This is a genomic window from Nonomuraea sp. B1E8 (genome assembly GCF_039871515.1).
In the GTDB taxonomy this organism is placed as follows: Bacteria; Actinomycetota; Actinomycetes; order Streptosporangiales; family Streptosporangiaceae; genus Nonomuraea.
The window spans coordinates 112489-136490 of sequence record NZ_JBDPLS010000010.1 but is presented as its reverse complement, the minus strand read 5'-3'; the positions used below and the strand labels follow the sequence as shown (position 1 = coordinate 136490).

Annotated in this window: 25 protein-coding genes; 1 reads left to right on the top strand and 24 read right to left on the bottom strand. The window is 69.6% G+C overall.

Annotated features, from left to right (window positions below):
• Window positions 1-41: 41 nt before the first annotated feature.
• From ABGA98_RS30100 to ABGA98_RS30085, 4 genes are all read right to left on the bottom strand, one after another.
• On the bottom strand, window positions 42-359 hold the full coding sequence (locus ABGA98_RS30100) for an STAS domain-containing protein (RefSeq protein WP_132509772.1): 318 nt from the start codon (window positions 357-359) through the stop codon (window positions 42-44).
• 78 nt (window positions 360-437) lie between these two features.
• On the bottom strand, window positions 438-1589 hold the full coding sequence (locus ABGA98_RS30095) for a histidine kinase (RefSeq protein ID WP_347621778.1): 1152 nt from the start codon (window positions 1587-1589) through the stop codon (window positions 438-440).
• The gene (locus tag ABGA98_RS30090) at window positions 1590-2699 is read right to left on the bottom strand and encodes an ABC transporter permease (protein ID WP_347621777.1); all 1110 of its coding nucleotides are present in this window, start codon (window positions 2697-2699) and stop codon (window positions 1590-1592) included. It abuts the gene before it with no gap.
• The gene (locus tag ABGA98_RS30085) at window positions 2696-3592 is read right to left on the bottom strand and encodes an ATP-binding cassette domain-containing protein (protein ID WP_347621776.1); all 897 of its coding nucleotides are present in this window, start codon (window positions 3590-3592) and stop codon (window positions 2696-2698) included. The genes ABGA98_RS30090 and ABGA98_RS30085 overlap by 4 nt, the downstream gene beginning before the upstream one ends.
• A 130-nt stretch (window positions 3593-3722) precedes the next feature.
• Between ABGA98_RS30085 and ABGA98_RS30080 the strand changes: the two genes are divergently transcribed.
• Window positions 3723-4313, top strand: coding sequence for a cob(I)yrinic acid a,c-diamide adenosyltransferase (locus ABGA98_RS30080; protein ID WP_347621775.1), 591 nt, complete (start codon window positions 3723-3725; stop codon window positions 4311-4313).
• Window positions 4314-4383: 70 nt separating this feature from the next.
• On the opposite strand, the gene ABGA98_RS30075 is transcribed toward ABGA98_RS30080, so the two are convergent.
• From ABGA98_RS30075 to rho, 20 genes are all read right to left on the bottom strand, one after another.
• Window positions 4384-4764, bottom strand: a complete 381-nt coding sequence (locus ABGA98_RS30075; protein ID WP_132331954.1) for a DUF2550 family protein — start codon at window positions 4762-4764, stop codon at window positions 4384-4386.
• A gap of 27 nt (window positions 4765-4791) precedes the next feature.
• Window positions 4792-5193: a F0F1 ATP synthase subunit epsilon gene (locus ABGA98_RS30070; protein ID WP_132331956.1), complete on the bottom strand. Its 402-nt coding sequence runs from the start codon at window positions 5191-5193 to the stop codon at window positions 4792-4794.
• 123 nt (window positions 5194-5316) lie between these two features.
• A complete protein-coding gene (atpD, locus tag ABGA98_RS30065) occupies window positions 5317-6765 on the bottom strand; it encodes a F0F1 ATP synthase subunit beta (RefSeq protein WP_132509766.1) in 1449 nt (482 codons plus the stop codon).
• 1 nt (window position 6766) lies between these two features.
• Window positions 6767-7669 carry a F0F1 ATP synthase subunit gamma gene (locus ABGA98_RS30060; protein ID WP_347621774.1) on the bottom strand — a complete coding sequence of 301 codons (903 nt, stop codon included), beginning with the start codon at window positions 7667-7669 and terminating at the stop codon, window positions 6767-6769.
• Window positions 7670-7672: 3 nt separating this feature from the next.
• Window positions 7673-9319, bottom strand: a complete 1647-nt coding sequence (gene atpA / locus ABGA98_RS30055; RefSeq protein ID WP_347621773.1) for a F0F1 ATP synthase subunit alpha — start codon at window positions 9317-9319, stop codon at window positions 7673-7675.
• 24 nt (window positions 9320-9343) lie between these two features.
• Entirely contained in the window at window positions 9344-10153 is an 810-nt protein-coding gene (locus ABGA98_RS30050) for a F0F1 ATP synthase subunit delta (RefSeq protein ID WP_347621772.1), read from the bottom strand.
• Window positions 10153-10698: a F0F1 ATP synthase subunit B gene (locus ABGA98_RS30045; protein ID WP_201761528.1), complete on the bottom strand. Its 546-nt coding sequence runs from the start codon at window positions 10696-10698 to the stop codon at window positions 10153-10155. The genes ABGA98_RS30050 and ABGA98_RS30045 overlap by 1 nt, the downstream gene beginning before the upstream one ends.
• Before the next feature lie 35 nt (window positions 10699-10733).
• Entirely contained in the window at window positions 10734-10973 is a 240-nt protein-coding gene (gene atpE / locus ABGA98_RS30040) for an ATP synthase F0 subunit C (protein ID WP_132331967.1), read from the bottom strand.
• Between the two features lie 71 nt (window positions 10974-11044).
• The gene (gene atpB, locus ABGA98_RS30035) at window positions 11045-11779 is read right to left on the bottom strand and encodes a F0F1 ATP synthase subunit A (protein ID WP_347621771.1); all 735 of its coding nucleotides are present in this window, start codon (window positions 11777-11779) and stop codon (window positions 11045-11047) included.
• Window positions 11780-11909: 130 nt separating this feature from the next.
• Complete coding sequence (locus ABGA98_RS30030; protein WP_347621982.1) at window positions 11910-12071, bottom strand: AtpZ/AtpI family protein; 162 nt, start codon at window positions 12069-12071, stop codon at window positions 11910-11912.
• A 119-nt stretch (window positions 12072-12190) separates the two neighbouring features.
• Complete coding sequence (locus ABGA98_RS30025; RefSeq protein WP_347621770.1) at window positions 12191-12613, bottom strand: hypothetical protein; 423 nt, start codon at window positions 12611-12613, stop codon at window positions 12191-12193.
• A 130-nt stretch (window positions 12614-12743) separates the two neighbouring features.
• Window positions 12744-14027 carry an MraY family glycosyltransferase gene (locus tag ABGA98_RS30020; protein WP_347621769.1) on the bottom strand — a complete coding sequence of 428 codons (1284 nt, stop codon included), beginning with the start codon at window positions 14025-14027 and terminating at the stop codon, window positions 12744-12746.
• 57 nt (window positions 14028-14084) lie between these two features.
• Entirely contained in the window at window positions 14085-15350 is a 1266-nt protein-coding gene (gene glyA / locus ABGA98_RS30015; RefSeq protein WP_347621768.1) for a serine hydroxymethyltransferase, read from the bottom strand.
• Between the two features lie 191 nt (window positions 15351-15541).
• Window positions 15542-15916, bottom strand: a complete 375-nt coding sequence (locus ABGA98_RS30010; protein ID WP_347621767.1) for a hypothetical protein — start codon at window positions 15914-15916, stop codon at window positions 15542-15544.
• On the bottom strand, window positions 15916-18141 hold the full coding sequence (locus ABGA98_RS30005) for a hypothetical protein (protein ID WP_347621766.1): 2226 nt from the start codon (window positions 18139-18141) through the stop codon (window positions 15916-15918). The genes ABGA98_RS30010 and ABGA98_RS30005 overlap by 1 nt, the downstream gene beginning before the upstream one ends.
• A 175-nt stretch (window positions 18142-18316) precedes the next feature.
• On the bottom strand, window positions 18317-18964 hold the full coding sequence (locus ABGA98_RS30000; protein WP_347621765.1) for an L-threonylcarbamoyladenylate synthase: 648 nt from the start codon (window positions 18962-18964) through the stop codon (window positions 18317-18319).
• A gap of 122 nt (window positions 18965-19086) precedes the next feature.
• Complete coding sequence (gene prmC, locus ABGA98_RS29995) at window positions 19087-19941, bottom strand: peptide chain release factor N(5)-glutamine methyltransferase (RefSeq protein ID WP_347621764.1); 855 nt, start codon at window positions 19939-19941, stop codon at window positions 19087-19089.
• A complete protein-coding gene (prfA, locus tag ABGA98_RS29990) occupies window positions 19938-20990 on the bottom strand; it encodes a peptide chain release factor 1 (RefSeq protein WP_347621763.1) in 1053 nt (350 codons plus the stop codon). The genes prmC and prfA overlap by 4 nt, the downstream gene beginning before the upstream one ends.
• Window positions 20991-21077: 87 nt before the next feature.
• Window positions 21078-21296, bottom strand: coding sequence for a 50S ribosomal protein L31 (gene rpmE / locus ABGA98_RS29985; RefSeq protein WP_132518486.1), 219 nt, complete (start codon window positions 21294-21296; stop codon window positions 21078-21080).
• A gap of 257 nt (window positions 21297-21553) precedes the next feature.
• Window positions 21554-23602, bottom strand: coding sequence for a transcription termination factor Rho (rho, locus tag ABGA98_RS29980; protein WP_347621762.1), 2049 nt, complete (start codon window positions 23600-23602; stop codon window positions 21554-21556).
• Between the last annotated feature and the right edge of the window lie 400 nt (window positions 23603-24002).

Sequence of the window (24002 nt, the reverse complement as noted above, 5' to 3'; positions counted from 1 at the left end):
AGCGGGCGACGGCTGATCGTCGCCCGCTCCGATATGTCACCTCAGGCCACCGCGGCGGCGGGAACCTCCACGTGCAGCACCCGATTCAGCCGGGTCACCGCGAGTATCCGCATGATCCGCGGGGGCACCCCCCGAAGAACGAGGCGACGTTGCACGCTCAACGCGCGCCGATGCGCTCCCACGAGCACCCCGAGACCGGTCGCGTCGATCATCTCCAGCTTGGAGAGATCGAGGATCAGGTCGCCTTCACCGGTGTCGAGAGCTTTGTGCAGGCGCTCGCGCACCCCGGCCGACGTCCCGGCGTCAAGCCGGGCCCCTATCCGCACCACCTGGGCTCTCGGATTCCCCCGGACGCGCATGTCACCTCCTCAGTCACGCCTACGAGCAGGTCACCGGCCATCGCGAACCGCGCCGGTGAAACTTCCCGCAAACCTCTCCTACCCACGTATCGGAAGTGACACGACTGCGTTCAGCACGAACTCGCCATCACCTGCCGGCTGGGCGCTCACCTTCCCGCCCGCTGCGGCCAGCCGCTCCCTCAGGCCCGCCAGGCCGCTCCCCAGGTCCTCACTCTGGCGCTCGACCGCCCCGTCGTTACGCACCTCCAGCTCCGCCTCCTCATCGGTGAAGCGGATCGTGATGCGGCAGAATGTCGCGGCGCTGTGCTTGAGCACGTTGGTCACCGCCTCGCGGACCGCGTAGGCGAACACCGGCGCCACCCCGTCCGGCAGCTCGCGGTAGGGAAGGCGCGTCTCGCAGCGGACCCCCGCCGCTTCGAGTACGCCTTCAACGCTATTCAGTTCGGCGGCCAAGTCAAGCTCGCGGTAGCCGCGCACCGCCTGGCGCAGCTCCTTGAGCGCCTTCCTGGTCAGCGTGTTGACCTCCGCCATCTCGGCCTTCGCCGCGCCGGTGTCCTTGTCCGAGAGCCGTACGGCCAGCTCGGTCTTGACCGCGATGGCGGACAACTGGTGCCCCACGAGGTCGTGCAGGTCCCTGGAGAAGCGCAGGCGCTCCTCGGCCACAGCCAGCCGCGTGTGCGCGTCGCGGCCCTCGTGGGCCTCCACGGCCAGCCTCCAGATCAGGAGCCAGACCCGGCCGGACGGCGGCAGAACGACGCACCAGAGGCCGTAGAGCAGGGCGTAATAGCAGAATTCCCGATCCGTGGGCACGTCGAGGGCCATGGCGCCCGGCGCCAGCCCCAGCGTGACGCCGGCCGCCCAGGTCCCGAGCATCTGCAGGACGAGCGTGCGGATGGAGACGCCGAGCATGGCGATGCCCAGCCAGGCCACGAGGACGAAGCCCCATCCGGCCGGGTCCGCCCCGCCCGCGCCCGCCGCGACCAGCGCGAGAACCGCCGCCACCACCACCTGCCTGGTGGGGTAGCGGCGGTCCAGGATCGCGTCGGCCATGCGCGGGTAGAGCCAGGTGAGCCCGCCGGCGGCGATCAGCGCCGGAACGGCCCGCCACCACGAGAGCGTGCCCTCCACGTGCGCGTCCACGGACGAGACGACGATGAGGAGCCACATCGTCAGCAGGCCCGAGATGATCATCGCCCAGGTGAGGCGCCGCGCCCGCCTGATCGGATCCATCTAGTTCGTGCGCAGCACGTCGCCGAGTTTGAGCCGGGCACCCGTCCGCAGCACCGCGCGCTCGTAGATCTTGGCGCCGAAGGCCAGCACCGCGAGCACGGCCAGGACCATCGCCGCCATGGACGCGCCCACCTGCCACAGCGGCACCTCGGTCGCCGCCATCCGCACCGGCATGACCATGGACGAGAAGGGCGGGATGTACGACACGACCGTGGCCAGCGTGCCCGTCGCGTCATTGGTGGCGTAGAAGGCGACGAAGTACGTGATCATGATGAGCATGGTCAGCGGCGTCATCACCGAGCCCACCTCCTCCTGCCGCGAGACCAGCGACCCGAAGGCCGCCGCCAGCGCCGCGAAGAAGGCGTAGCCGAGCACGAACCACACCAGCACCGCAGCCACCAGCCCGGGGATGCCGGGCGGGAAGTCGGTGGCGATGCCCGAGGCCATAGCCGAACCGAGCCCGACGACCAGGATGGTGACCAGGTTGATCAGGCCGAGCGCACCCAGCCCCACGATCTTGCCGCCGAGCAGTTGCCACGGCCGCACGGTGGAGAGCAGGATTTCCACGATCCTGCTGCCCTTCTCCTCCACCACGCCCATGGCCACCATCATGACCTGGCCCATGATGAGCATGAAGAGCACGAGGACGAGCACCACGGCGATGCCGGCGCGCGCGGACTCGTACCGCGTGTCGGCACCCACGGACTGCATCTGCAGCGGCGGGATGGACACGCCCGCGGCGCCGAGCCTGACCTCGCGGTTCACGCTCTGCAGCAGCACGCCGAGCTCATCGTCGATCTTCCCGTCCGTCAGCACCTTGGAGCCGTTGACGAGCACCGCGTCCACGTCGCCGTCGAGCAGCGCCTGCGACGCCGCACCCTCGTCGGGGAACGCCCGCCACTCGAACGTCGTGTCGGGCGCGGCGGCCTTCAGCGGGAGCTGCTGGGAGTTGACGGTGCCCAGCGTGTAGGAGTCGTCACCGCCCAGCACCTTGGGAGCGAACGAGACCGCCGCCACCAGCGCCGCCGTGATGAGCAGGCCGATGACGAACCCCTTCGTCCGCACCTGCGTCGTGATCTCTCTGCGGGCGACCAGCATCAGTCCGTTCACGCCACGGCCTCCTTGAAGATCTCGGTGAGGCTCGGCTGCTCGGCCCCGAAGTGTTCGACCCGCCCCGCCTTCACGGCGCGACGCAGGATCTCCTGGTCGTCGCCGCCGGAGGTGCGCAGGGTGTGCCGGTCGCCGTCGACGGTGACCGTGCCCGGCAGGCCGTCCGCCCAGCCAGGCGCGGGGTTCCTGACGACCACGCGCAGCTCGTTCCGCTCGGCCGCCCGCAGGTCGGCCACCGCGCCCGCGGCGACCATGCGCCCGGCCGAGACGATGCCCACGGAGTCGCACAGCCGCTCCACCAGCTCCAGCTGGTGGCTGGAGAAGATCACCGGTACGCCTCCCCTGCACCGCTCCTGCAACACCGTGGCCAGCGCGTCGACCGCGATCGGGTCGAGCCCGGAGAACGGCTCGTCCAGGATGAGCAGCTCGGGGTCGTGCACCAGGGCCACGGCGAGCTGCACCCGCTGCTGGTTGCCCAATGAGAGGGCCTGTACCGCGTCGTTCCTGCGCTCGGTCAGCCCGAGCTGCTCCAGCAGGCCGTCGGTGGCCTTCGTGGCGGCCGTCGAGCTCATCCCGTGCAGGCGGCCGAAGTACTCGATCTGCTCGGCGACCCGCATCTTCTGGTACAGACCGCGCTCCTCCGGCATGTAGCCGAAGCGCCGGCGGTCGTCTGGCGAGAGCGGCGCCCCCCGCAGGGCCACCGAGCCGGAGTCCGCCTGGAGCACGCCCATCACGATGCGCATCGTCGTGGTCTTGCCCGCGCCGTTCGCACCGACGAACCCGAACATCTCGCCCGGCCGTACGGTGAAGCTGATCCCATCCAAGGCGATCTTGGTCGCTGGGGAGCCTGGGCCGCCCGCGAAACGCTTGCGCAGCTCGTTGATCTCGAGCATCAGGTCATCTCCTTCATCATGCGTCAATCATGGCTTTCACCCGTTTCTTCGAGCCAGTCGCCGAAATCACAGGCGCGATATGGACTTCGCGTCCCGTCCCGATGACATTTGTCACGAGTACGCTGGGGCCATGACGCGCGCCGACAAGGACAAGCCGGTCGTCCTCTCCCGCATCTACACCCGCACGGGCGACGACGGCACCACCACGCTGAGCGACATGAGCCCCGCCCCGAAGACCGACCTGCGGCTCGCGGCCTACGCCGACGTGGAAGAGGCCAACGCCCACCTGGGGGTCGCGCTGTCGCACGGCACCCTGACCGCCGACCTGGTGGAGGTGCTCGTACGCGTCCAGAACGAGCTCTTCGACCTGGGGGCCGACCTGGCCACGCCGGTCGTGGCGAACCCCGACTTCCCGCCGCTGCGGGTGGAGCAGTCGTACATCGACTGGCTGGAGACGCAGTGCGACCGCTTCAACGCCGGGCTCAAGCCGCTGCGCAGCTTCATCCTGCCCGGCGGCGATCCCGCCACGGCGGCGCTGCACGTCGCCAGGGTCACGGTGCGCAGAGCCGAGCGTACGGCCTGGGCCGCGCTCCAGGCGCACGACGACATGAACGTGCTGACGGCGAAATACCTCAACCGGCTGTCCGACCTGCTCTTCATCGCCTGCCGGATCGCCCACGCGGGCGACGAGATCCTCTGGAAGCCCGGCGGCACCCGCTGAACGCGACCGTCCGCCGCTGAGGCCCTGAGACAGCCCTGAAACGCTGACGCCCCGAGGCGCCGAGCCGGGGTCAGGCGACGTCGAGGTAGGCGCTCGGCGGCGCCGACTCCAGCCACGCGAGGAAGCCCGTCAGCGCGTCGGCGCTCATCGCGATGGACACGCCGCGCGTGCTCCCGCTGAGATCCACCGCGAACATCCCGCCCTCGATCTCGCGGCGGGGAGAAACGACGAGGCCGCGCCTCGCGATAGCGTGGCGCGGCCTCAGTCGGACACCCAGAAGAGGGATCCAGTGGAGCTCCCCGTCGGCGTAGCGGGCTACGCCGCTCTGCCAGGCCCGCTCCCCCACCCGCAGACGACAGGGCACGCTCCCGCGCGAGCGGGTCAGCGTGACCCAGCGCAGGACCACGAGGGCGGCGAACAGCACCAGGACCACCACAACCGTCGCCATCATGCCGCCCCCTGCGCCCCGTTGAGAATATTAGACCTCTTCGCCCGCCGCGCGGAGCCGAGCCCTGGCGCGCTTGGCCTCGATCGCCGCGTCGGCGTCCTCCTGGTTGGCCTCGATCGAGGCCTGGGCCCGATCGAGAGCGTCACGGGCCGCCGCGACGTCGACCTCGGAACCGAGCTCGGCCACCTCGGCGAGCACGGACACCTCGTCGTCGGCCACGGAGATGAAGCCTCCGTGCACGGCCGCCGCGAGATCGCCCTCGCCCTCCCGCTTGATGCGCAGCACGCCGCCCTCGACGAGGACGCCGAGCACAGGTGCGTGTTGCGGCATAATACCGATCTCGCCGTCCACGGTCTTGGCAATCACCATGTCGGCCTCGCCCGACCAGATCTCACGCTCGGGTGAGACAACCCCTACGCGTAGCTTCGCCACTTGTGTAGGTTCCTTTCCGATCAGGTGGTGGCACGGCGGGCGGCCGTACCACCACCGTAGGTCCGGGCTCGCAGAACTCGCCCTCTAGGTAGGTCCTGGCTCGAAGCCCTTCGACTGGGCGATTTAGCGGCGCTCGAGTTCCTTGGCCTTGGCCACGGCCTGCTCGATGCCACCGACCATGAAGAACGCCTGCTCGGGGAGGTGGTCGTACTCACCCGCGCACAGGCCCTTGAAGGAGGCGATGGTCTCGTCCAGCGGGACGGTCTCGCCCGGCTGGCCGGTGAACGCCTCGGCGGCGTACATCGGGTGCGACAGGAACCGCTCGATGCGGCGGGCCCGCTGCACGGTGACCTTGTCCTCCTCGGACAGCTCGTCGATACCGAGGATCGCGATGATGTCCTGGAGCTCGCGGTACTTCTGCAGGATCCGCTTGGTCTCCTGGGCGACCCGGTAGTGCTCCTCGCCCAGGATCTGCGGGTCGAGGATCCGGGAGGAGGAGTCGAGCGGGTCCACCGCGGGGTAGATGCCCTTCTCCGAGATCGGCCGGGAGAGCACGGTCTGCGCGTCGAGGTGCGCGAACGCGTTGTGCGGGGCCGGGTCGGTGATGTCGTCGGCGGGCACGTAGATCGCCTGCATGGAGGTGATCGAGTGACCGCGCGTCGAGGTGATGCGCTCCTGGAGCACACCCATCTCGTCGGCCAGCGTGGGCTGGTAACCCACGGCGGACGGCATACGGCCGAGCAGGGTCGAGACCTCCGAACCGGCCTGCGTGAAGCGGAAGATGTTGTCGATGAAGAGCAACACGTCCTGCTTCTGCACGTCACGGAAGTATTCGGCCATGGTCAGCGCCGACAGCGCCACGCGCAGACGGGTGCCCGGCGGCTCGTCCATCTGGCCGAAGACGAGCGCGGTGTCCTTGAGAACGTCCGCCTCCTCCATCTCCAGCCAGAGGTCGTTGCCCTCACGGGTGCGCTCGCCGACACCGGCGAAGCACGAGGTGCCGCCGAAGTTACGGGCGACGCGGCGGATCATCTCCTGGATGAGCACCGTCTTGCCCACGCCGGCGCCGCCGAACAGGCCGATCTTCCCGCCCTGCACGTAGGGGGTGAGCAGGTCGATGACCTTGATGCCGGTGACGAGCAGCTCGGTGCGGGACTCGAGCTGGTCGAACGCCGGGGAGGGACGGTGGATGCCCCACCGCTCCTCGACCTTGAGCGACGCGGTGGGCACGTCGAGCGTCTCGCCCAGCGCGTTCCACACGTGGCCCTTGACGACGTCGCCGACCGGCACCGAGATCGGGCCGCCGGTGTCCTGCACCGCCTGGCCGCGGACCATGCCGTCGGTGGGCTGCATGGAGATGGCGCGCACGAGGTTGTCGCCCAGGTGCTGGGCCACCTCAAGGGTCAGGGTCCTGGTCTCGCCGCCGAGGGTCACCTCGACCTTGAGCGCGTTGTAGATCTCGGGCATCGCGTCGACGGGGAACTCCACGTCGACGACCGCGCCGGTGACACGTGCCACGCGGCCTGTGCCGGCCGCCGCGGCTTCCACAGTTTCAACAGCCTCTGCAGTCATTTCACTCTTTCCCCGCTGCGGCGTCAGCGAGCGCGTTGGCGCCACCGACGATCTCGCTGATTTCCTGGGTGATCTCCGCCTGGCGAGCCTGGTTCATCTCCTGGGTGAGCAGCCGCATCAGCTCGTTGGCGTTGTCGGTCGCGGACTTCATCGCGCGCCGCCGCGCTGCCTCCTCGGAGGCAGCCGACTGCAGCAGCGCCGTGAAGATCCGGGACTCGACGTAACGCGGCAGCAGCGTCTCGAGAACGTCACCCGCGGTCGGCTCGAACTCGAAGTAGGGCGGGATCGCGGTGGACTCCGTCGCCTCGGTCTCCTCGACCTCGAGCGGCAGGATCCGCTTGACCACGACGTTCTGGGTCAGCATGGAGACGAACTCGGTCGAGACGATGTGGATCTCGTCGATCCCGTTGTCGTCCTTGAACGAGTCGATCAGCGTCTGCGCGATCTCCTTGGCGTCGGCGTAGGCCGGCTTCCTGGAGAAGCCGACCCACTGGCCGCCCATCTCGCGCTGGCGGAAGGTGTGCCAGGTGACACCCTTGCGCCCGGTGACGAACGGCACGACGTTGAGGCCGCGGCCCTCCAGCAACCCGCGCAGGGCCTCGGCCTCGCGCAGGACGTTGGCGTTGAAACCGCCGCAGAACCCGCTGTCGCTGGTGACGATGAGGACACCCGCCTTCGCGGGGTTGTCCTTCGCCACGGTCAGCGGATGGTCGACGCTGGCCGCGTTGCTGACGACGCCGGTGACGGCGCGAGTGATCTCACGCTCGTACGGCAGCGCCGCCTGCATCCGCTGCTGCGCCCTCACGATCCGTGAAGAGGCGATGAGCTCCTGGGCACGCGTGATCTTCGCGGTCGACTTGACCGAGTTGATCCGCCGCCGCAGCAGCCTTAGCTGGGCACCCATGACCTACTTCTCCGCCCGACGGACGACCTTCTTGATCTTCTCCTGGCCGACCTCTTCGGCCTCCAGCGGCGCCACCGGCTCGTCCTTGACCAGCAGCTCGCCCGAGGAGGTGGTGAAGCCCTTCTTGAACTCCGTGATGGCGTCCTTGAGCGAGGTCACCGTGTCGTCCGTGAGCTCGTTGGTCTCGCGGATGGTGTCGAGGATGCCCTTGTGCGAGGACTGCAGGAAGTCGAGGAACTCCGTCTCGAAACGCCGCACGTCGTCGACCGGCACCTCGTCGAGCTCGCCCGTGGTGCCGGCCCACACCGACACGACCTGGCGCTCGACGGGGAACGGTTCGTACTGGGGCTGCTTGAGCAGCTCCACCAGGCGCTGACCGCGTTCGAGCTGGGCCTTGGAGGCCGCGTCGAGGTCGGACGCGAACGCCGCGAAGGCCTCCAGGTCGCGATACTGCGACAGCGACAGCTTCAGCGTGCCCGCGACCTTGCGCATGGCCTTGACCTGCGCCGAACCACCGACTCGGGACACCGAGATGCCGACGTTGATGGCCGGGCGCACACCCGCGTTGAACAGGTCGGTCTCGAGGAAGCACTGGCCGTCGGTGATGGAGATGACGTTGGTCGGGATGAAGGCCGACACGTCGTTGCCCTTGGTCTCGATGACCGGCAGGCCCGTCATCGAGCCGCCGCCCATGTCGTCGGAGAGCTTGGCGCAGCGCTCCAGGAGCCTGGAGTGCAGGTAGAAGACGTCGCCGGGGAAGGCCTCGCGGCCCGGAGGGCGACGCAGCAGCAGGGACACGGCGCGGTAGGCGTCGGCCTGCTTGGTCAGGTCGTCGAAGACGATCAGAACGTGCTTGCCCTGGTACATCCAGTGCTGGCCGATGGCCGAGCCGGTGTAGGGGGCAAGGTATTTGTAGCCGGCCGGGTCAGAGGCGGGGGCGGCCACGATCGTGGTGTATTCGAGCGCGCCGGCCTCCTCCAGGCGGGCCTTGACCTGCGCGATCGTCGAGCCCTTCTGGCCGACCGCGACGTAGACGCAGCGCACCTGCTTCTCGGGGTCGCCCGACGCCCAGGCCTCGCGCTGGTTGAGGATCGTGTCGACCGCGATCGCCGTCTTGCCGGTGCCGCGGTCGCCGATGATCAGCTGGCGCTGGCCGCGGCCGATCGGCGTCATGGCGTCGATCGCCTTGATGCCGGTCTGCAGCGGCTGCTTCACCGGCTGCCGCTGGACGACCGAGGGGGCCTGCAGTTCGAGGGCACGGGTGCCCTCGGCCTGGATGGCGCCCTTGCCGTCGAGCGGGTTGCCCAGGGGGTCGACCACGCGGCCGAGGAAGTCGTCGCCGACGGGCACGGACAGGACCTCGCCCGTCCTGCGGACCGTCTGGCCCTCCTCGATGCCGCTGAAGTCGCCCAGAATAACGGCACCGATCTCGCGGGTGTCGAGGTTAAGTGCCAGACCGCGCGTGCCACCCTCGAACTCGAGCAGCTCGTTCGCCATCGCCGAGGGAAGGCCGGAGACATGGGCAATGCCGTCGCCGGCGTCGACGACGGTCCCGATCTCCTCGCGCGCGGCGCCTTCCGGTTCGTACGCCTGGACGAAGCGCTCAAGCGCGTCCCGGATCTCGTCCGGCCGGATCGTAAGCTCCGCCATCTCTACTCTGTCTCCCTATTCGCCTTAGCCGGCCAACCGGCGGCGGACTTCTTCGATTCGTCCCACAATGGTGGTGTCGATGATCTCGTCGCCGATGCGGACCGAGAACCCACCGAGCACTCGCTTGTCCACCTCGACGTTCAGGTGCACGTCACGGCCGTAGGAGGTGCGCAGCCACGCCGTCAGGCGCTCGCGCTGCGCGTCGGTCAGCTCGACCGCGGTGCGCACCACCGCCACGAGGCGCCGGCGCTGCTCCGCCACGAGCTGACCGACCTCTTCCAGGCCTGACTCCAGGCTACGCCCACGCGGGTGCAGCACCAGCTGGCTGATCAGGCGCAGGCTCGTGGGGGCGACCTTGCCATCGAGCAGCCGGCTCAGCAGCTCCTGCTTGCCGGCCCCCGGCGCACCCGCGTCGGTGAGTGCCCGGCGCAGCTCCGGGTTGGCGGCGACGATGCGGCCGAAGCGGAAGAGCTCGTCCTCCACCTCGTCGAGCCGTGACTGGCCCTCCGCCTCCGCGGCCGCGGCGGCGACGCCGAGCCGTTCGAGCACGTCGGCCAGGTCACCGGCGCGCGACCACCGCGCCGAGACCGCGGTCTCGGCGGTGGCGAGCGCCGCCTCGCCGACCTTGCCGTCGAGCAGCGAGCGGATCGTGCCCGCCTTCTGCTCGCCCGGCCTGGACGGGTCGGACAGGGCACGGCGCAGGCCATGCTCGCGGTCGAGCAGATCCGCGACCGCGAACAACTCGTCGGAGAGCGTGCCGAGGTCGGCACTGCCGGCGACCGCGTTGAACCGCTCCTCGACCTCGGCCAGCGACGCCCTGCTCAGGCCCCTCATTAACGCACCGCCTGCGCGTTGGAGCTTTCCAGCTCGTCGAGGAACCGGTCGACGATGCGGCTCTGCCGGGCTTCGTCCTCGAGGGACTCGCCGACGATGCGGCCGGCCAGGTCGGTCGACAGGCGGCCGATCTCGGCGCGGAGCTGGGCGAAGGCCGCCTGGCGGTCCGCCTCGATCTGCGCGTGCGCGGCCTCGACGAGACGCCGGGCCTCGGCCTGGGCCTCCTCGCGGAGCTCCGCCTTGATCTGCGCGGCCTGCTCGCGAGCCTCCTCACGCAGCCTGGCAGCCTCCTGCCTGGCCTCGGCCAGCTGGTCGCGGTATTCCTGCTGCAGGACCTGCGCCTGGGCCTGCGCTTCTTCCGCCCTCTTGATGCCGCCCTCGATGGCGTCCGTCCGCTCGGCCAGCGTCTTCTGGATGCGCGGGACGAGGATCCGGCCGACGACGAAGAGGACGACGAGGAAGGAGAAGATGCCGACGACGAGCTCGTACGTGTGCGGGATGAGGGGGTTGGCGCCCTCCTCCTGCGCGAGGAGCGTAGCTGCCATAGTCATGGATGCAGCCTTTCGTCAGGTGGGGATCGTCAGGCCGCGCCGATGTTCTGGAAGATGAACGGTGCGACCAGGCCGATCAGGGCGAGGGCCTCGGTGAGGACGAAGCCGAGGAGCATGTTCTGGCGGATCAGGCCGTAGGCCTCGGGCTGGCGCGCGATGGCCTGCACGCCCTGACCGAAGATGATGCCGACGCCGATGCCGGGGCCGATGGCGGCGAGACCGTAACCGATGGCGGTGACGTTGCCGGAGACCTCAGCGAGAACGCTCATTGCTGTTTTCCTTTACTGGACGGCCGGTGAAGCGGAGTCTCACCGGTCTGGACTGATCCGGTCTGTGGTTCTCAGTGATCGGGATGCAGGGAGCCGCCGATGTACATCGCGGCCAGCATCGCGAAGAGGAACGCCTGCAGATACTGGATGAAGATCTCCAGGCCCGTGAGCAGGATGGTCATCACCACACCCACGACGCCGATGGGCGCGCCGAGCGGGGTCAGCTTCTCGAACAGGAACCAGAAGCCCACCATGCTGAAGAAGGCCAGCAGCATGTGGCCCGCGAACATGTTCGCGAACAGTCGCACCGCGTGCGTGAAGGGCGCGATGATCATGTTCGACAGGAACTCGATCGGGGCCAGCAGGACGTAGATCGGCTTCGGCAGGCCGGGCGGGAACATCATGTTCTTGAAGTAGCCGACGCCGCCCTGGTGCTTGACGCCCAGGTAGATCTTGAGGCCGTAGATCAGGAGGGCCAGCACGGCCGGGAAGGCGATGTGCGAGGCGACGGGGAACTGGAGCACCGGGACGACGCCCATGACGTTCCAGACGAGCACCAGGAAGAACACGCTGACCAGCAGGCCCATCCACCGGTCTGCGTCCTTGCCCAGGAAGGGCCGGGCGACCTGGTCGCGGACGAACATGTAGCCGAGCTCGACGGCGTTCTGGACGCCCCTCGGCACGAGCTTGGGCTTGGCGAAGGCCGCCCAGCACACGCCGACCACGAGGATGGCGCTGATGATGGCCAGCAGCACCGGCTTGGTGAACCAGTAGACCCCGGGGATGATGGGAGGCAGGTTGAACAACTCGTCTGGCGTAGGCGCCCCGAATTGATCGCCAGCGGGAGCGAGGACCGTCAGCGCATTCACGCGGCGTTCCCTTCAACGTCGTAGTGGATCACAAGAGTTTCCTCAGCGAAGCGGTTGCTGCTCCGGGCTAGCGACCGAACTTCCGGTAGACCAGGTAGCCGCCGAGCACAACCCCCAGGACCACGCCTATGGGGAAGAACGCGGACATGTCCAACCACCGGTCCAGCAACCATCCGAGGCCGCCGTAGATAGCCATCCCGGCGAGTAGTGAGCTGGGGACTGACCACATGGCGTCGGCGAAGTCGCGACCGTCTTCTTCGGGTCGGCGTTCCTGTGCGCTCATCGCGGGCCCGACGATAGCAGGCGAACAGCGGACTAGTCATATCGGACCCCGTCCAGGCAAGAGCGTCATGCGTCGCCCTTTCCCGGAACTCCGGCCTCGGGGTCGACGTAAAGCATCTTGGTCTTCATGAAGGCGCGGACCTCGAAGCCCGTCCACACGAGGGTGCAGACCACCACGGACCACGCGAAGGCCTGGGTGTTCCAGGCCGTGGTGTCACGGAAGGCCGACAACACGGCCATGATGGCCAGGACCTTGACGAGATAGCTCACCATCGCGGCGATCGCCATCATCTGCGGGGAGACCCGGGCGGCGTAGGACACCACGACGACGCTGACGCTGAAGAAGATCCCGACGAGCAGGGCGCCCATGGCCGCGCCGAGCGCACCCTTGCCGCCCGCCGCCAGGAAGGCGACCAGCACGGCGACCACCCCAACCACTGCGGTCGGAATCGCGGCGCTCTTGAGGACGCGCACGTCATTGGCCTGCATCGGTGCTCCATCAGCCTGTTGTCAAGCGAGCGTTTGCTACCTCCAGAACCGGTAGGTCTGGAGTCCCTGCTCGTGAAAGATATCACAAGCTCACGGAAGACCGCTTTTACCTGCCGTTTCTAGTTCGCGATCACGAACGCCCCGGATGGGCGGGAATGACCGGATTGCCGTCGGCCGTCGAGCGGCCCTGCCGCGAGCCGTCTCCCGGCGGCGGCATCCGCCGTCTGACCTCGGGCTCCGGCGGGATCGGCGGCATCGGCCCCGTGGGCGGACCGTCGTCGGGGTCGTCGCGCGACGCCGTGTGCGCCCCGCCCCGGCCCCGCCAGCGCGGCAGGGCCATCAGCACCAGCACGGCCAGTGCGAGCACGATGACCACGGGGAACAGCAGCACCGGCACGCCGATCGTGGACATGCCCACGATGCCGAAGGCGAACAGGAACGCCCACGCGTACATGATCAGCACGGACCTGCGGTGGGAGTGGCCGATGTCCATCAGCCGGTGGTGCAGGTGGCCGCGGTCCGGCGCGAACGGCGACAGGCCGCGCGAGGTGCGCCGCACCACCGCGGTGATCAGGTCGACCAGCGGCAGCACCAGCACCGCGGCCGGCAGGAGCAGCGGCAGCAACACCGGCACCTTGTTCATGCCCTCGATGATCGCCGGGTCGAGCGGCGTCACGGTGACGATCGACGAGGCGAGCACGAGCCCGATGAGCATGGCCCCCGTGTCGCCCATGAAGATCTTCGCCGGATGGAAGTTGTGCGGCAGGAAGCCCAGGCAGGCGCCGATGAGCACGGCGGCGATGGCGGCCGTCGTCGTGATGCGGCCTCCGCTGATCTCCTCGGCCAGGAAGATCGAGTAGGCCCAGGTGGCCATGCCCGCGATGCACACGACCCCCGCCGCCAGGCCGTCGAGCCCGTCGACGAAGTTGACCGCGTTGATCGTCACGACCACGACCATGATCGTGATGACGGTGCTGAGCGTGTAGTCGAGGCTGGTGGAGCCGCCCCAGTCCTGCGGCAGCGGGATGTAGAGGAGCCGCAGGTCGAAGAAGACCAGCACGCCGGCCGCCGCGATCTGCCCGGCGAGCTTGACGAAGGCGTCCATGCCCCACCAGTCGTCGAGGAAGCCCGTGACCGTGATGAGCCCGCCCGCGACGATCAGTGCGGTGACGGCGTCGCCGTCGGACTCCGCCAGGGCCGCGCCCGTGTGGGTGAGCCTGCTCGCCACCAGCAGCCCCACGACCAGGCCGCCGTACATCGCCAGGCCGCCCAGCCTGGGTGTGGGCGTGGTGTGCACGTCGCGCTCGCGAACCTCGGGCATGGCGCCGATGGCGATGGCGAAGCGGCGCACCAGAGGAACCAGCAGGTAGGTCACCGCTGCCGAGATGAGCGCCATGAAGAGGTATTCGCGCACGAACCTAGTTTCCCGGATGCTCCGGCCCGCTGTGACCGGAAAACGACACAGACCGGCTCAAAATTCGCTGAGATATGGCTGATGGATGGCGAGAAGGGCCGTCACCCTTGCCCTGACCTCCTCCGCGCCGCCCGGATCGCGCACGGCCCTGGCGACCAGGGACCCCAGCTCCTTCAGATCCTCGGGCTCCATGCCCTGCGTCGTCACGCACGGCGTACCGACCCGGATCCCCGAGGTCACGGCCGCCGGCTCGGGATCGTACGGGATCACGTTGCGGTTGAGCGTGATGCCCGCGGCCGCGCACCTCCGCTCCGCCTCGACGCCCGACACCCCCACCCCGCGCAGGTCGATCAGCGCCAGGTGCGTGTCGGTGCCCCCGGACACGGCCCGCATGCCCTCCGCGTCCAGCGACTCCGCCAGCGCTCGCGCGTTCGCGATCACCTTCCTGGCGTAGCCGGCGAACTCCGGCCGCATCGCCTCAGCGAACGCCACCGCCTTGGCCGCCACCACGTGCATGAGCGGCCCGCCCTGGACGAACGGGAACACCGCCCGGTCGATCCTGGCGGCCAGCTCCCCCGTGCACAGGATGGCGCCGCCGCGCGGCCCGCGCAGCGCCTTGTGCGTGGTGAAGGTCACGACGTCCGCGTACGGCACCGCCGACGGGATCGCACCGCCCGCCATCAACCCGATCGGGTGCGCCACATCCGCCAGCAACCACGCCCCCACCTCGTCCGCGATGCCGCGGAAGGCCGCGAAGTCGATCAGCCTCGGGTACGCCGTCGCGCCACACACGATGAGCTTCGGCTGGTGCCGCAGCGCCAGATCCCGCACCTCGTCGTAGTCGATGAGTTCGTTGTCACGACGCACCCCGTACGACACGACGTCGAACCATTTTCCCGAGAAGTTCACCTTGGAGCCGTGCGTGAGATGGCCGCCGTGCGACAGGGCCATGGCCAGCATGGTGTCGCCCGGCTGGAGGAGCGCCGCGTAGGCGGCCAGGTTCGCCGAGGCGCCCGAATGGGGCTGGACATTGGCGTGCTCCGCCCCGAACAACCGGCACGCCCGCTCGATCGCCAGCCGCTCGGCTCGGTCGACGACCTCGCAACCGCCGTAATAGCGCCTGCCCGGGTAGCCCTCGGCGTACTTGTTCGTCAGCGTGGAGCCCAGCGCGGCCAGGACGGCGGGCGAGGTGAAGTTCTCGCTCGCGATCAGCTGGATCCCGCCGCGCACGCGCTCGAGCTCGTCGAGCAGAACCTGCGCGAGCTCGGGATCCTGCCGGCGCAGCAGCCCGAAGTCGGGACCGTAGTAGGGTTCCGCACCCATTTCCCCACTGTACGACCTGGTGTCCGTTTCTCCCATAGGGAGGTGATGCCCGGAATCCGTTCCTGCAGGGATGCGCCCGCGATGGGCGGCCGCCCCGTCCGATCCGGCCGGCGAACGTCCGGTGCTCCTGCTCGTCCGCGTTCGGCCGCATGTCGCGATCGACGATCGACCAGACGTGCGGGCGCAGCCCGTCACTGGAACGCGTGCGGCGCGTTGGCCGTCGTCTGGATCCACCTCGGCGTGTCGGCGGCCTCGTCGCTGATCGCGGTCAGCACGGCATGCCGGTAGACCGACAGCCTGGTGCGCCACTCACGGATGTCCTTGACGTAGCGTTCGCCCACCGGGGCGTCCCACGTCTGCGGGCTCTTGGCCAGGGCGTACGCCTTGTCCAGGACCGTCCTGAGCGCCTCCAGCTGGGGCAGGACGGTGTTCCATGCGACGACCAGGCGCTGGTAGTCGGGATTGAACTCCCAGGCCCGCTGCGGGTCGTCCAAGGGGCCCGTGGAGCTGATGGGCGGGGTCTCGTCGCGCTGCTTGGCCTTGGGGGCGGGCGGGTCCACGTACATCACGCGCTCCTCTCCGGCGTACCGGGATCGACCGACCCGCTCGGGCCGTCCGGCCTGATGTCCTCGGGCGCCCACCGGCCCTCGCCGTACTCACCCGGCGGGACCGCGACGGAGGGCATGTCGGCGGGCTCGATGTCCCTGTGGTGCTCGATGACCGTCCTGAGGGCGTCAAGGTCGGGCGGGGTGACGTTCACGGAGACCACGTCGCGGGCGTCGCCCGCCCCCGCGCTGCCGTAGGCCGGCTCGGCCCGGGATGATGCGCTGCCGTGGACGGGCTCAGTGCCGTAGGCGATCTGCACGGTGTAGGCCGGGCCCGTACCATCCGCTTGACGTGGTTCCGCGCCGTACACGGTCGCCGTCCCGTCGCCCCGTCCCGTTGCGCGGCCGGGGTCGGAGTCAGCGACGGCCGTCGTGGCCGGGGCGCCGGTGGAGTCGCCGTCGGGCGGGTCGACCGAGGGATTCGTCGGCGGGATCGTGACGGGTTCGCCCTGCTCACCCGTCCTGCCGGCTCCTTGGCCTCCCGTCTCCTGGTCACCAGTTCCTCGGTCGCCCTGGTCTCCGGCCTCACGACCACCCGTGTCCTGACCGTCACCCGTACCTTGGCCTGGTTCGTCCCCCACCGGTCTGCTGGGCGTCGTCCCACCGTCGCCCGGAGTTGTGTCGCCTGGTGTCCTGCCCGTGCCACCCGGCTGCTCGCCGGCGCCGGGGGCGCAGGTGCCGTCCTTGCCGCCTGCGGAGTCGCTCGACGGCGGGGTGGCGGCGTCGCCGGTGCTCGGACGGCCGGGGTCGACGGAGCCCGCGGGGCCGTCAGGGCGGATGTCGCGTTCGGCCCACTCGCCCTTGCCGTATTCGCCCGCCGGAACCCCGACTCCCGGCATGTCCAGCGGCCGGATGTCGCGGTGGTGCTCCACCACGGTCTTCAGGGCGTCATGGCCGGGCGGGGTCGTGCCGGCGGAGACCACGTCGCTGCCGTCGTTCGCCCAGGCGTTGACGGTGGAGGCGGTGGTGGTGCCGTCGGCCGGCGGCCGGGGCATCTCGGCCGGGGCCACCTTGTCGGTGTTCTCCAGCAGGTCTTCGAGTTGCTCGGCGGTGGGCGGGTCGAGTGGCACCTGCAACACCTTGACCCCGTCGACCACCACGACCTGCGGTTGGTTCACACCCTGCCCGTTCTGGGCCGGGGTGTCGGACGGGTCGTCCCTCGTGCCGGTCCCGGCCTCGGCACCGCGGTCGCGTCTGCTGTCCAGCTCGTCGTCCTTGGGCATGCCGACAGGCTGATCATCGGTCCGGGCGTCCTGATCGGTCCCGGTGTCCTGACCTGTGCCGGTGTCCTGACCTGTGCCGGTGTCCTGACCGGTGCCGGTGTCCTGACCTGTGCCGTCGCCGGTGCCCTCGTCGTCGCAACCGTTCCCGCCGGGAGCGGTCCCGGACCGGTCATCCCCTCTGGGCTGGTCACCCGTCCGGGGCTCGTCACCGGTCCCCGGCCGGTCACCCGTCCTGGGTTCGTCACCGGCTCTCGCGCTGTCGCCTGTCCTGGGCTGGTCGCCCGTACGGGGCTCCTCGCAGGTCTTCCCGTCATCACCCTTGGGAACGTCGTCGCTCTTCGGGGCTTCCTCGCCCTTCGGAACGTCGGTGTCGCCCTTGCCGACCCCCCTGTCCTGGTCGGTCTTCGGGGCGTCACCCTTCGGATCGTCGCCCGTCTTGGGAGGAGCGTCACCGCTCCTGGGTGGATCATCCGCCGCCTTCGGAGGTGCATCCCCCGTCTTCGGCGGATCGTCCGCGGACTTCGGAGGAGCATCACCCGTCTTCGGCGGAGCATCGCCACTCTTCGGCGGATCGTCCGCGGACTTCGATGGAGCGTCACCCGTCTTCGGCGGATCGTCGGCCGTCTTCGGGGGGACCTTGTCGGTCTTGTCGTCGGCGCGCGGGTTCTCGTACCGCTCCCGATCCCCGCGAACCCCCTTGGGATCGTCGGAGGCGCCCGCCCCCATCCCGGGCGGATCGGCGCGCTTCTCCAGCACCTCGAGCCGGACGTTGACGTCTTTGACCATGGTGTCGACCGCGTCGGCGATCTGGGCGGGACGGTGGGTGGTCTGGGTGGAGAGCCCGGCCCGGTTCAGAGTGAGCCGGACCTGGTCCTCGACCTTGCGCATCTCCGCGGCCGCGTGTTTCGCCTCGGCCAGCAGGTCACGGACCAGCTTGGGATCCATGCCGTCGAACTTGCCCATGGGCCACTCCCGACGTCCGATGAGAAACCCGTCACGTGGACTGCCGCCACGGCGGTGGCCGGGAACGACAGCGGGGCGGCAGTCTGGCGAGCAGGTTTCTCGATGGCAGCCGCTCCGCGCCTCACCGTAATTTGGCGCGAGCGCGACCGCAGCCGGAATAAGCAGCCGGTATATGTCAGTCGTCGGTGGCGACGTAGCCGATGATGCCGCGCAGCTTCTCCACCGGGATCGCCCCTCGCCGCAACATCCTGGGCACGGCCGTGGTGAGGTCGAGGATGGTGGAGGGCGTCTGGTCGGTGGTCTTGCCGGCGTCGAGATAGACGGCGACCGACTCTCCGAGCTGCTCCTCCGCCTCCTCGGCCGTGGTGGCGGCGGGCGCGCCGGAGCGGTTGGCGCTGGAGACGGCCATCGGCCCGGTCTCCTTGAGCAGGTCGAGGGCGACCGGGTGGAGCGGCATGCGGACGGCCACCGTGCCCTTGGTGTCGCCCAGGTCCCAGGAAAGCGCCCTGTTGGCCTTGCAGACGAGCGTGAGCGGCCCCGGCCAGAACGCGTCAATCAGGTCCTGCCCATAGGGCCCCAGGTCGTCTATGAGCGCTGTGGCGGCCCTGACGGTGCCCACCAGCACCGGCGGCGGCATGTCACGGCCACGGCCCTTGGCGTCGAGCAGTGCGGTGACCGCCGCCGGGGTGAATGCGTCGGCGCCGAGGCCGTAGACGGTGTCGGTCGGCAGCACCACGAGCTCGCCGCGGCGTACGGCGGCCGCCGCCTCCGTCAGCCCTTCGGTCCGCTGCTCGAGGTCGGAGCAGTCAAAGCGTCTTCCCACGGTTTCGTTGCCTCGCTCCGCTCGGCTACGAGCGGCGCTCTCGAGGCCTCCTCCCCTCAACTCGTTCGGTGGCTTCGCTCTCTCTCGCCGTGCGGGAGAAGGCCGGGCCGCTGGCGTGCATCTTAGTCCTGACCCAGGCGGGCCGTGACGAAGCGGTCTCGTCTGGTGAGATCCTGGCGCAGGCGTACGTCACGCCAGCCGTTGTCCTCGGGGAACGTCAGGTAGACGGCCCTGCCCTGCTCGTCGGCGTGCTCGACGGCCACCCAGCCGCCGGGGCGCAGCAGGCGGCGGGCCGTGCGCTCCACCGCGCGCACCTCTCCCAGCCCGTCGTCGCCCGAGCCGAAGAGGGCGCGCGTGGGGTCGTAGTCGCGCACCTCGGGGTCGCGGGGGATCGCGCCCGGCGGGATGTAGGGAGGGTTGGAGATGACCAGGTCGACCTTGCCGTTGAGCTCGGGCAGCGCCTCCGCGAGGTCTTCCGGGTGCAGGTGGGTGCGGCCCTGACCGTGCTCGGAGATGTTGCGCTTGGCCCAGGTGTACGCCCCGGGGTCGACCTCGACGGCGTGGACCTCGGCCAGCGCCACCTCCTGGGCGATGGAGAGCGCGATCGCACCCGAGCCGGTGCCGAGGTCGACCACCAGGGGGGCGGTGACGTCCATCGCGCGCAACGTCTCGATGGCCCAGCCGGCCATCACCTCGGTCTCCGGCCGCGGCACGAACACGCCGGGCCCGACCGCCAGCTCGAGGTAGCGGAAGTAGGCGTGGCCGGTGATGTGCTGCAGCGGCTCGCGGGCCTCGCGCCTCGCCACGCCCTCCCAGAACAGCGCGTCGAAGTCGGCGTCCTTGACCGTGTGGAGCTCGCTTCTGCGCACGCCGTGGACGAACGCCGCGATCTCCTCAGCGTCGGTGCGCGGTGAGGGGACACCTGCCTCGGCCAGCCGGGCAGTGGCCAGGGCGATTTCGTCCAGCAGAAATGTCATGAGTGTTGTGCGAGCTTCTCCGCCATTTCGGCGTCGATGAGGGCCTGGGTGACGGCGTTGAGCTCGCCGTCGAGAACCTGGTCGAGGTTATACGCCTTGAAGCCGACCCGGTGGTCGGAGATGCGGTTTTCCGGGAAGTTGTAGGTGCGTACGCGCTCGGAGCGGTCAACGGTGCGGACCTGCGACTTGCGCTCGGCCTGAGCGGCGGCGTCGGCCTCCTCCTGCGCGATGGCCAGCAGCCGCGCGCGCAGGATGCGCAGGGCCGACTCCTTGTTCTGCAGCTGGCTCTTCTCGTTCTGGCACGAGACGACGACGCCGGTGGGCAGGTGGGTGATGCGGACCGCGGAGTCGGTGGTGTTGACGCTCTGGCCGCCTGGGCCGCTGGAGCGATAGACGTCGACGCGCAGGTCGTTGGGGTCGATCTGGACGTCGACCTCCTCAGCCTCGGGGTAGACGAGCACGCCCGCGGCGCTGGTGTGGATGCGGCCCTGGGACTCGGTGACGGGCACCCGCTGCACGCGGTGCACGCCGCCCTCGTATTTGAGCCTGGACCACACGCCCTCGTCGCCCTTGGCCCTGATGCCGACCGTCACGTCTTTGTAGCCCCCCAGGTCGGAGGGCTGGTTGTCGATGATCTCGGTCTTCCAGCCGAGCCGCTCGGCGTAGCGCAGATACATGCGCAGCAGGTCGCCCGCGAACAGCGCGGACTCCTCACCGCCCTCGCCCGCCTTGATCTCCATGATGATGTCCTTGTCATCGTTGGGATCGCGCGGGATGAGCAGGTGCCTGAGCCGCTCCTCAAGCTGGGGGATGCGCTCTTCGAGCTCGGCCGCTTCGGAGGCGAACGTTTCGTCCTCGCCGGCCAGCTCTCTGGCGGCGGTCAGGTCTTCGCGGACCGACTCGAGCTCGCGGTAGGTGCCGATGATCGGCGTGAGCTGGGCGTAGCGCCTGCCGAGGGTGCGGGCCTTGTGCTGGTCGGCGTGCACGGCGGGATCTCCAAGCTGCAGCTCCAGCTCGGAATACTCCTTGAGCAACTCGTCGAGATTCACCGTGCGTCCTTCGTCGTGGGTTGGGGCGTCGCAACCGACAACGCCGACCCGGCGCACCGGGGTGCGTCCGGGCCGGCGTCGGTGGAGCTATTTGCCCGCAGGCTTCTTGCCGAAGCGCTTCTCGAAGCGAGCCACTCGGCCGCCGGTGTCGAGGATCTTCTGCTTGCCCGTGTAGAACGGGTGGCAGGCCGAGCACACGTCGGCGTGGATCACGCCGTTCTTCGCGGTGCTCCGCGTGGTGAACGTGTTGCCGCAGGAGCAGGTCACCTGCGTCACGTGGTATTCGGGGTGGATGTCGCGCTTCATCGCTGTCCTTTCGGGCTGCGGCCGCCGGGTCGCCCTGATCGCAGGGCGTGAACCGGAACCGCAAAATGGTCAGCTACCAGTGTGCCAGATCGTGTAACCATCCCAGGCCATCAGGGATTCCCGATCAGGCTCGGCGGGCGCGGCCGGTGACCGTCAGGCCGGGCCCTCGCTCGTACGGCTCTCCTCGCCAACGCCACGAGAGGCGGCGGGGATGCCCCGTCCGCCTCTCACGTGACGCGCCGCCGGCCAGAAGGCCGTCAGTCGCGGTCGTTGCTCACCGTGGTCTTCTGGACCTGCAGGAGGAACTCCGCGTTGGACTTGGTCTCCTTCATCTTCTCCAGGAGCAGCTCGAGCGCCTGCTGCATGTCGAGCGCGTGGAGCACCCGGCGCAGCTTCCAGACGATCTGGAGCTCTTCCTTGGCCATGAGGATCTCTTCCTTGCGCGTGCCGGACGCGTCGACGTCGACCGCGGGGAAGATGCGCTTGTCGGCCAGGGAGCGGTTGAGCTTGAGCTCCATGTTGCCGGTGCCCTTGAACTCCTCGAAGATGACCTCGTCCATCTTGGACCCGGTCTCGACCAGGGCCGTGGCGAGGATCGTCAGCGAGCCGCCGTTCTCGATGTTGCGGGCGGCGCCGAAGAAGCGCTTGGGCGGGTAGAGGGCGGTGGAGTCGACACCGCCCGACAGGATGCGACCGGACGCCGGGGCCGCCAGGTTGTAGGCGCGGCCGAGGCGGGTGATCGAGTCGAGCAGGACGACCACGTCGTGGCCCAGCTCCACCAGGCGCTTGGCCCGTTCGATGGCGAGCTCGGCGACCGTGGTGTGGTCTTCCGCGGGACGGTCGAAGGTCGAGTGGATGACCTCGCCCTTGACCGACCGCTGCATGTCGGTGACCTCTTCGGGCCGCTCGTCCACGAGCACGACCATCAGGTGGCACTCGGGGTTGTTGCGGGTGATCGCGTTGGCGATGGACTGCAGCACCATCGTCTTGCCGGCCTTCGGCGGCGAGACGATGAGACCGCGCTGGCCCTTGCCGATCGGCGACACGAGGTCGATGATCCGCGTGGTCAGGATGTTGTGCTCGGTCTCGAGGCGCAGGCGCTCCTGCGGGTAGAGCGGCGTCAGCTTGTTGAAGTCGGGCCGGTTGCGGGCCTGCTCGGGGTCCATGCCGTTGACGGTGTCGAGGCGGACCAGAGCGTTGAACTTCTCGCGCCGCTCGCCCTCGCGGGGCTGGCGCACGGCGCCGGTGATGACGTCGCCCTTGCGCAGGCCGTTGCGGCGGATCTGGGCGAGCGAGACGTAGACGTCGTTGCTGCCGGGCAGGTAGCCGCTGGTCCTGACGAACGCGTAGTTGTCGAGGATGTCGAGGATGCCGGCGATCGGGATGAGCACGTCGTCGTCGCCGATGACCGGCTCGCCGCTGTCGAAGCGGTCGCGGCCACGGCCACGGTTGCGCTCCCTGAAGCGGCCCCTGCGCCCGCGCCCGCCACGCTCGTCGTCATCGCCGCCGCGCTGGTCGTTGCGCTGGTCGCCGCGGTTGCCCGAGTCGGTGCCGCGCTGGTCGCCACGGCCGCCGTCACGGCCGTCACGGCCGTCACGGCCGCCGTCACGGCCGTCACGACCACCGTCACGGCTGCTCTCCGAGCGGTCGCCGCCGGAGCGGTCTCCCCGGTCGCCGCGTTCTCCCCTGTCGCGCCGCTCGCCGCGGCTGCGGCGCTCGCGGCGGCTCTCGCCGCGGCTGCGGCGCTCGCGGCGGCTCTCGCCGCGCTCGGAACGCTCGGGGCGGGTGTCGTTCTGGCCGGTCTCCGCGGGCTGCGCCTGCTGCTGCTCGACGACCGGCTCGGCCGGGGCGGCGACAGGCTCGGGCGCGGCGGCGGTCACGGGGCTCGCGGAGTTCGCGGCCACGGGCTCGGCGGCGGCGGGCTGCTGGGCGGCCTGCGGTGCGGGCTCCTCCGCGGTCTTGCGCGACCGCTCTCTGCGCGTCCGCGTGGGCCGCTCCGCGGCGGGCGTCGCCTCCGCCGGGGCCGAAGCGGACGCCTCGGACACGGCCGCGGGAGCCGATGCGCCTTCGCCGGAACCGCCACCCTGCTTCTCCTGGATGGCCGCGATGAGCTGGCTCTTCCGCATGCGCCCGGTCCCGCTGATGCCCAGCTCGGCCGCCATCTTCTGCAGCTCGGGCAGCACCTTGGCCGACAGGCCGGTGCCGGAGCGACGCGCACGCGGCTTGGCCGGAGCGCGGGTGGGGGTGTCGCCGGACGCGGGCTCAGCGCCTGATGCGTCGGAGAGGAGTTCGGTGGTGTCGCTCAACTAAAAGGTCCTTCCCAGGGGTCGGGCGCCGGTTTTGTTCTGCCGGGCGTCCCGGAGGTGCTTGCGATCCGGCGGGACAGACCGGGTCGGGGTGCACTCTGCGATCTTCGGCTGTCGCTGGAGACGGCCGCCACTCTTGGGGAGGGGCTCGTCCAGGCCGCCACAGGACCGTGGCGCGTGGCTGACACCCCCCAGATTGCTGTCGCCAACCAGATGTCGAGATGATTCGAACGCGCAGGTCCCCGTCGTCGCCACCTCGCGTTGAGCCAACCGGGTGTGGGCCAACCGGAGGCAACGGATTCCGGGGAGACAGCCGCGCTGCTCACGCCTCGCGACGTGAAGCATGATGCAGCGATGTGTGGCTGACAAGCACGCACCCACCAAGGGGGCATCTGGTGCG

Coding starts and splice junctions, on each gene's coding strand:
- ABGA98_RS30030 (WP_347621982.1), bottom strand. CDS start 12,071: ATGTGGTCAGTCCCCAGCTCACTACTCGCCGGGATGGCTATCTACGGC.
- atpE (WP_132331967.1), bottom strand. CDS start 10,973: ATGAGCGTTCTCGCTGAGGTCTCCGGCAACGTCACCGCCATCGGTTAC.
- ABGA98_RS30005 (WP_347621766.1), bottom strand. CDS start 18,141: ATGGGCAAGTTCGACGGCATGGATCCCAAGCTGGTCCGTGACCTGCTG.
- ABGA98_RS30045 (WP_201761528.1), bottom strand. CDS start 10,698: ATGGCAGCTACGCTCCTCGCGCAGGAGGAGGGCGCCAACCCCCTCATC.
- ABGA98_RS30085 (WP_347621776.1), bottom strand. CDS start 3,592: ATGCTCGAGATCAACGAGCTGCGCAAGCGTTTCGCGGGCGGCCCAGGC.
- rpmE (WP_132518486.1), bottom strand. CDS start 21,296: ATGAAGCGCGACATCCACCCCGAATACCACGTGACGCAGGTGACCTGC.
- atpD (WP_132509766.1), bottom strand. CDS start 6,765: ATGACTGCAGAGGCTGTTGAAACTGTGGAAGCCGCGGCGGCCGGCACA.
- atpA (WP_347621773.1), bottom strand. CDS start 9,319: ATGGCGGAGCTTACGATCCGGCCGGACGAGATCCGGGACGCGCTTGAG.
- ABGA98_RS30100 (WP_132509772.1), bottom strand. CDS start 359: ATGCGCGTCCGGGGGAATCCGAGAGCCCAGGTGGTGCGGATAGGGGCC.
- ABGA98_RS30095 (WP_347621778.1), bottom strand. CDS start 1,589: ATGGATCCGATCAGGCGGGCGCGGCGCCTCACCTGGGCGATGATCATC.
- ABGA98_RS30025 (WP_347621770.1), bottom strand. CDS start 12,613: ATGCAGGCCAATGACGTGCGCGTCCTCAAGAGCGCCGCGATTCCGACC.
- ABGA98_RS30080 (WP_347621775.1), top strand. CDS start 3,723: ATGACGCGCGCCGACAAGGACAAGCCGGTCGTCCTCTCCCGCATCTAC.
- ABGA98_RS30075 (WP_132331954.1), bottom strand. CDS start 4,764: ATGATGGCGACGGTTGTGGTGGTCCTGGTGCTGTTCGCCGCCCTCGTG.
- ABGA98_RS30060 (WP_347621774.1), bottom strand. CDS start 7,669: ATGGGTGCCCAGCTAAGGCTGCTGCGGCGGCGGATCAACTCGGTCAAG.
- prmC (WP_347621764.1), bottom strand. CDS start 19,941: ATGACATTTCTGCTGGACGAAATCGCCCTGGCCACTGCCCGGCTGGCC.
- ABGA98_RS30010 (WP_347621767.1), bottom strand. CDS start 15,916: ATGTACGTGGACCCGCCCGCCCCCAAGGCCAAGCAGCGCGACGAGACC.
- glyA (WP_347621768.1), bottom strand. CDS start 15,350: ATGGGTGCGGAACCCTACTACGGTCCCGACTTCGGGCTGCTGCGCCGG.
- ABGA98_RS30050 (WP_347621772.1), bottom strand. CDS start 10,153: ATGAGGGGCCTGAGCAGGGCGTCGCTGGCCGAGGTCGAGGAGCGGTTC.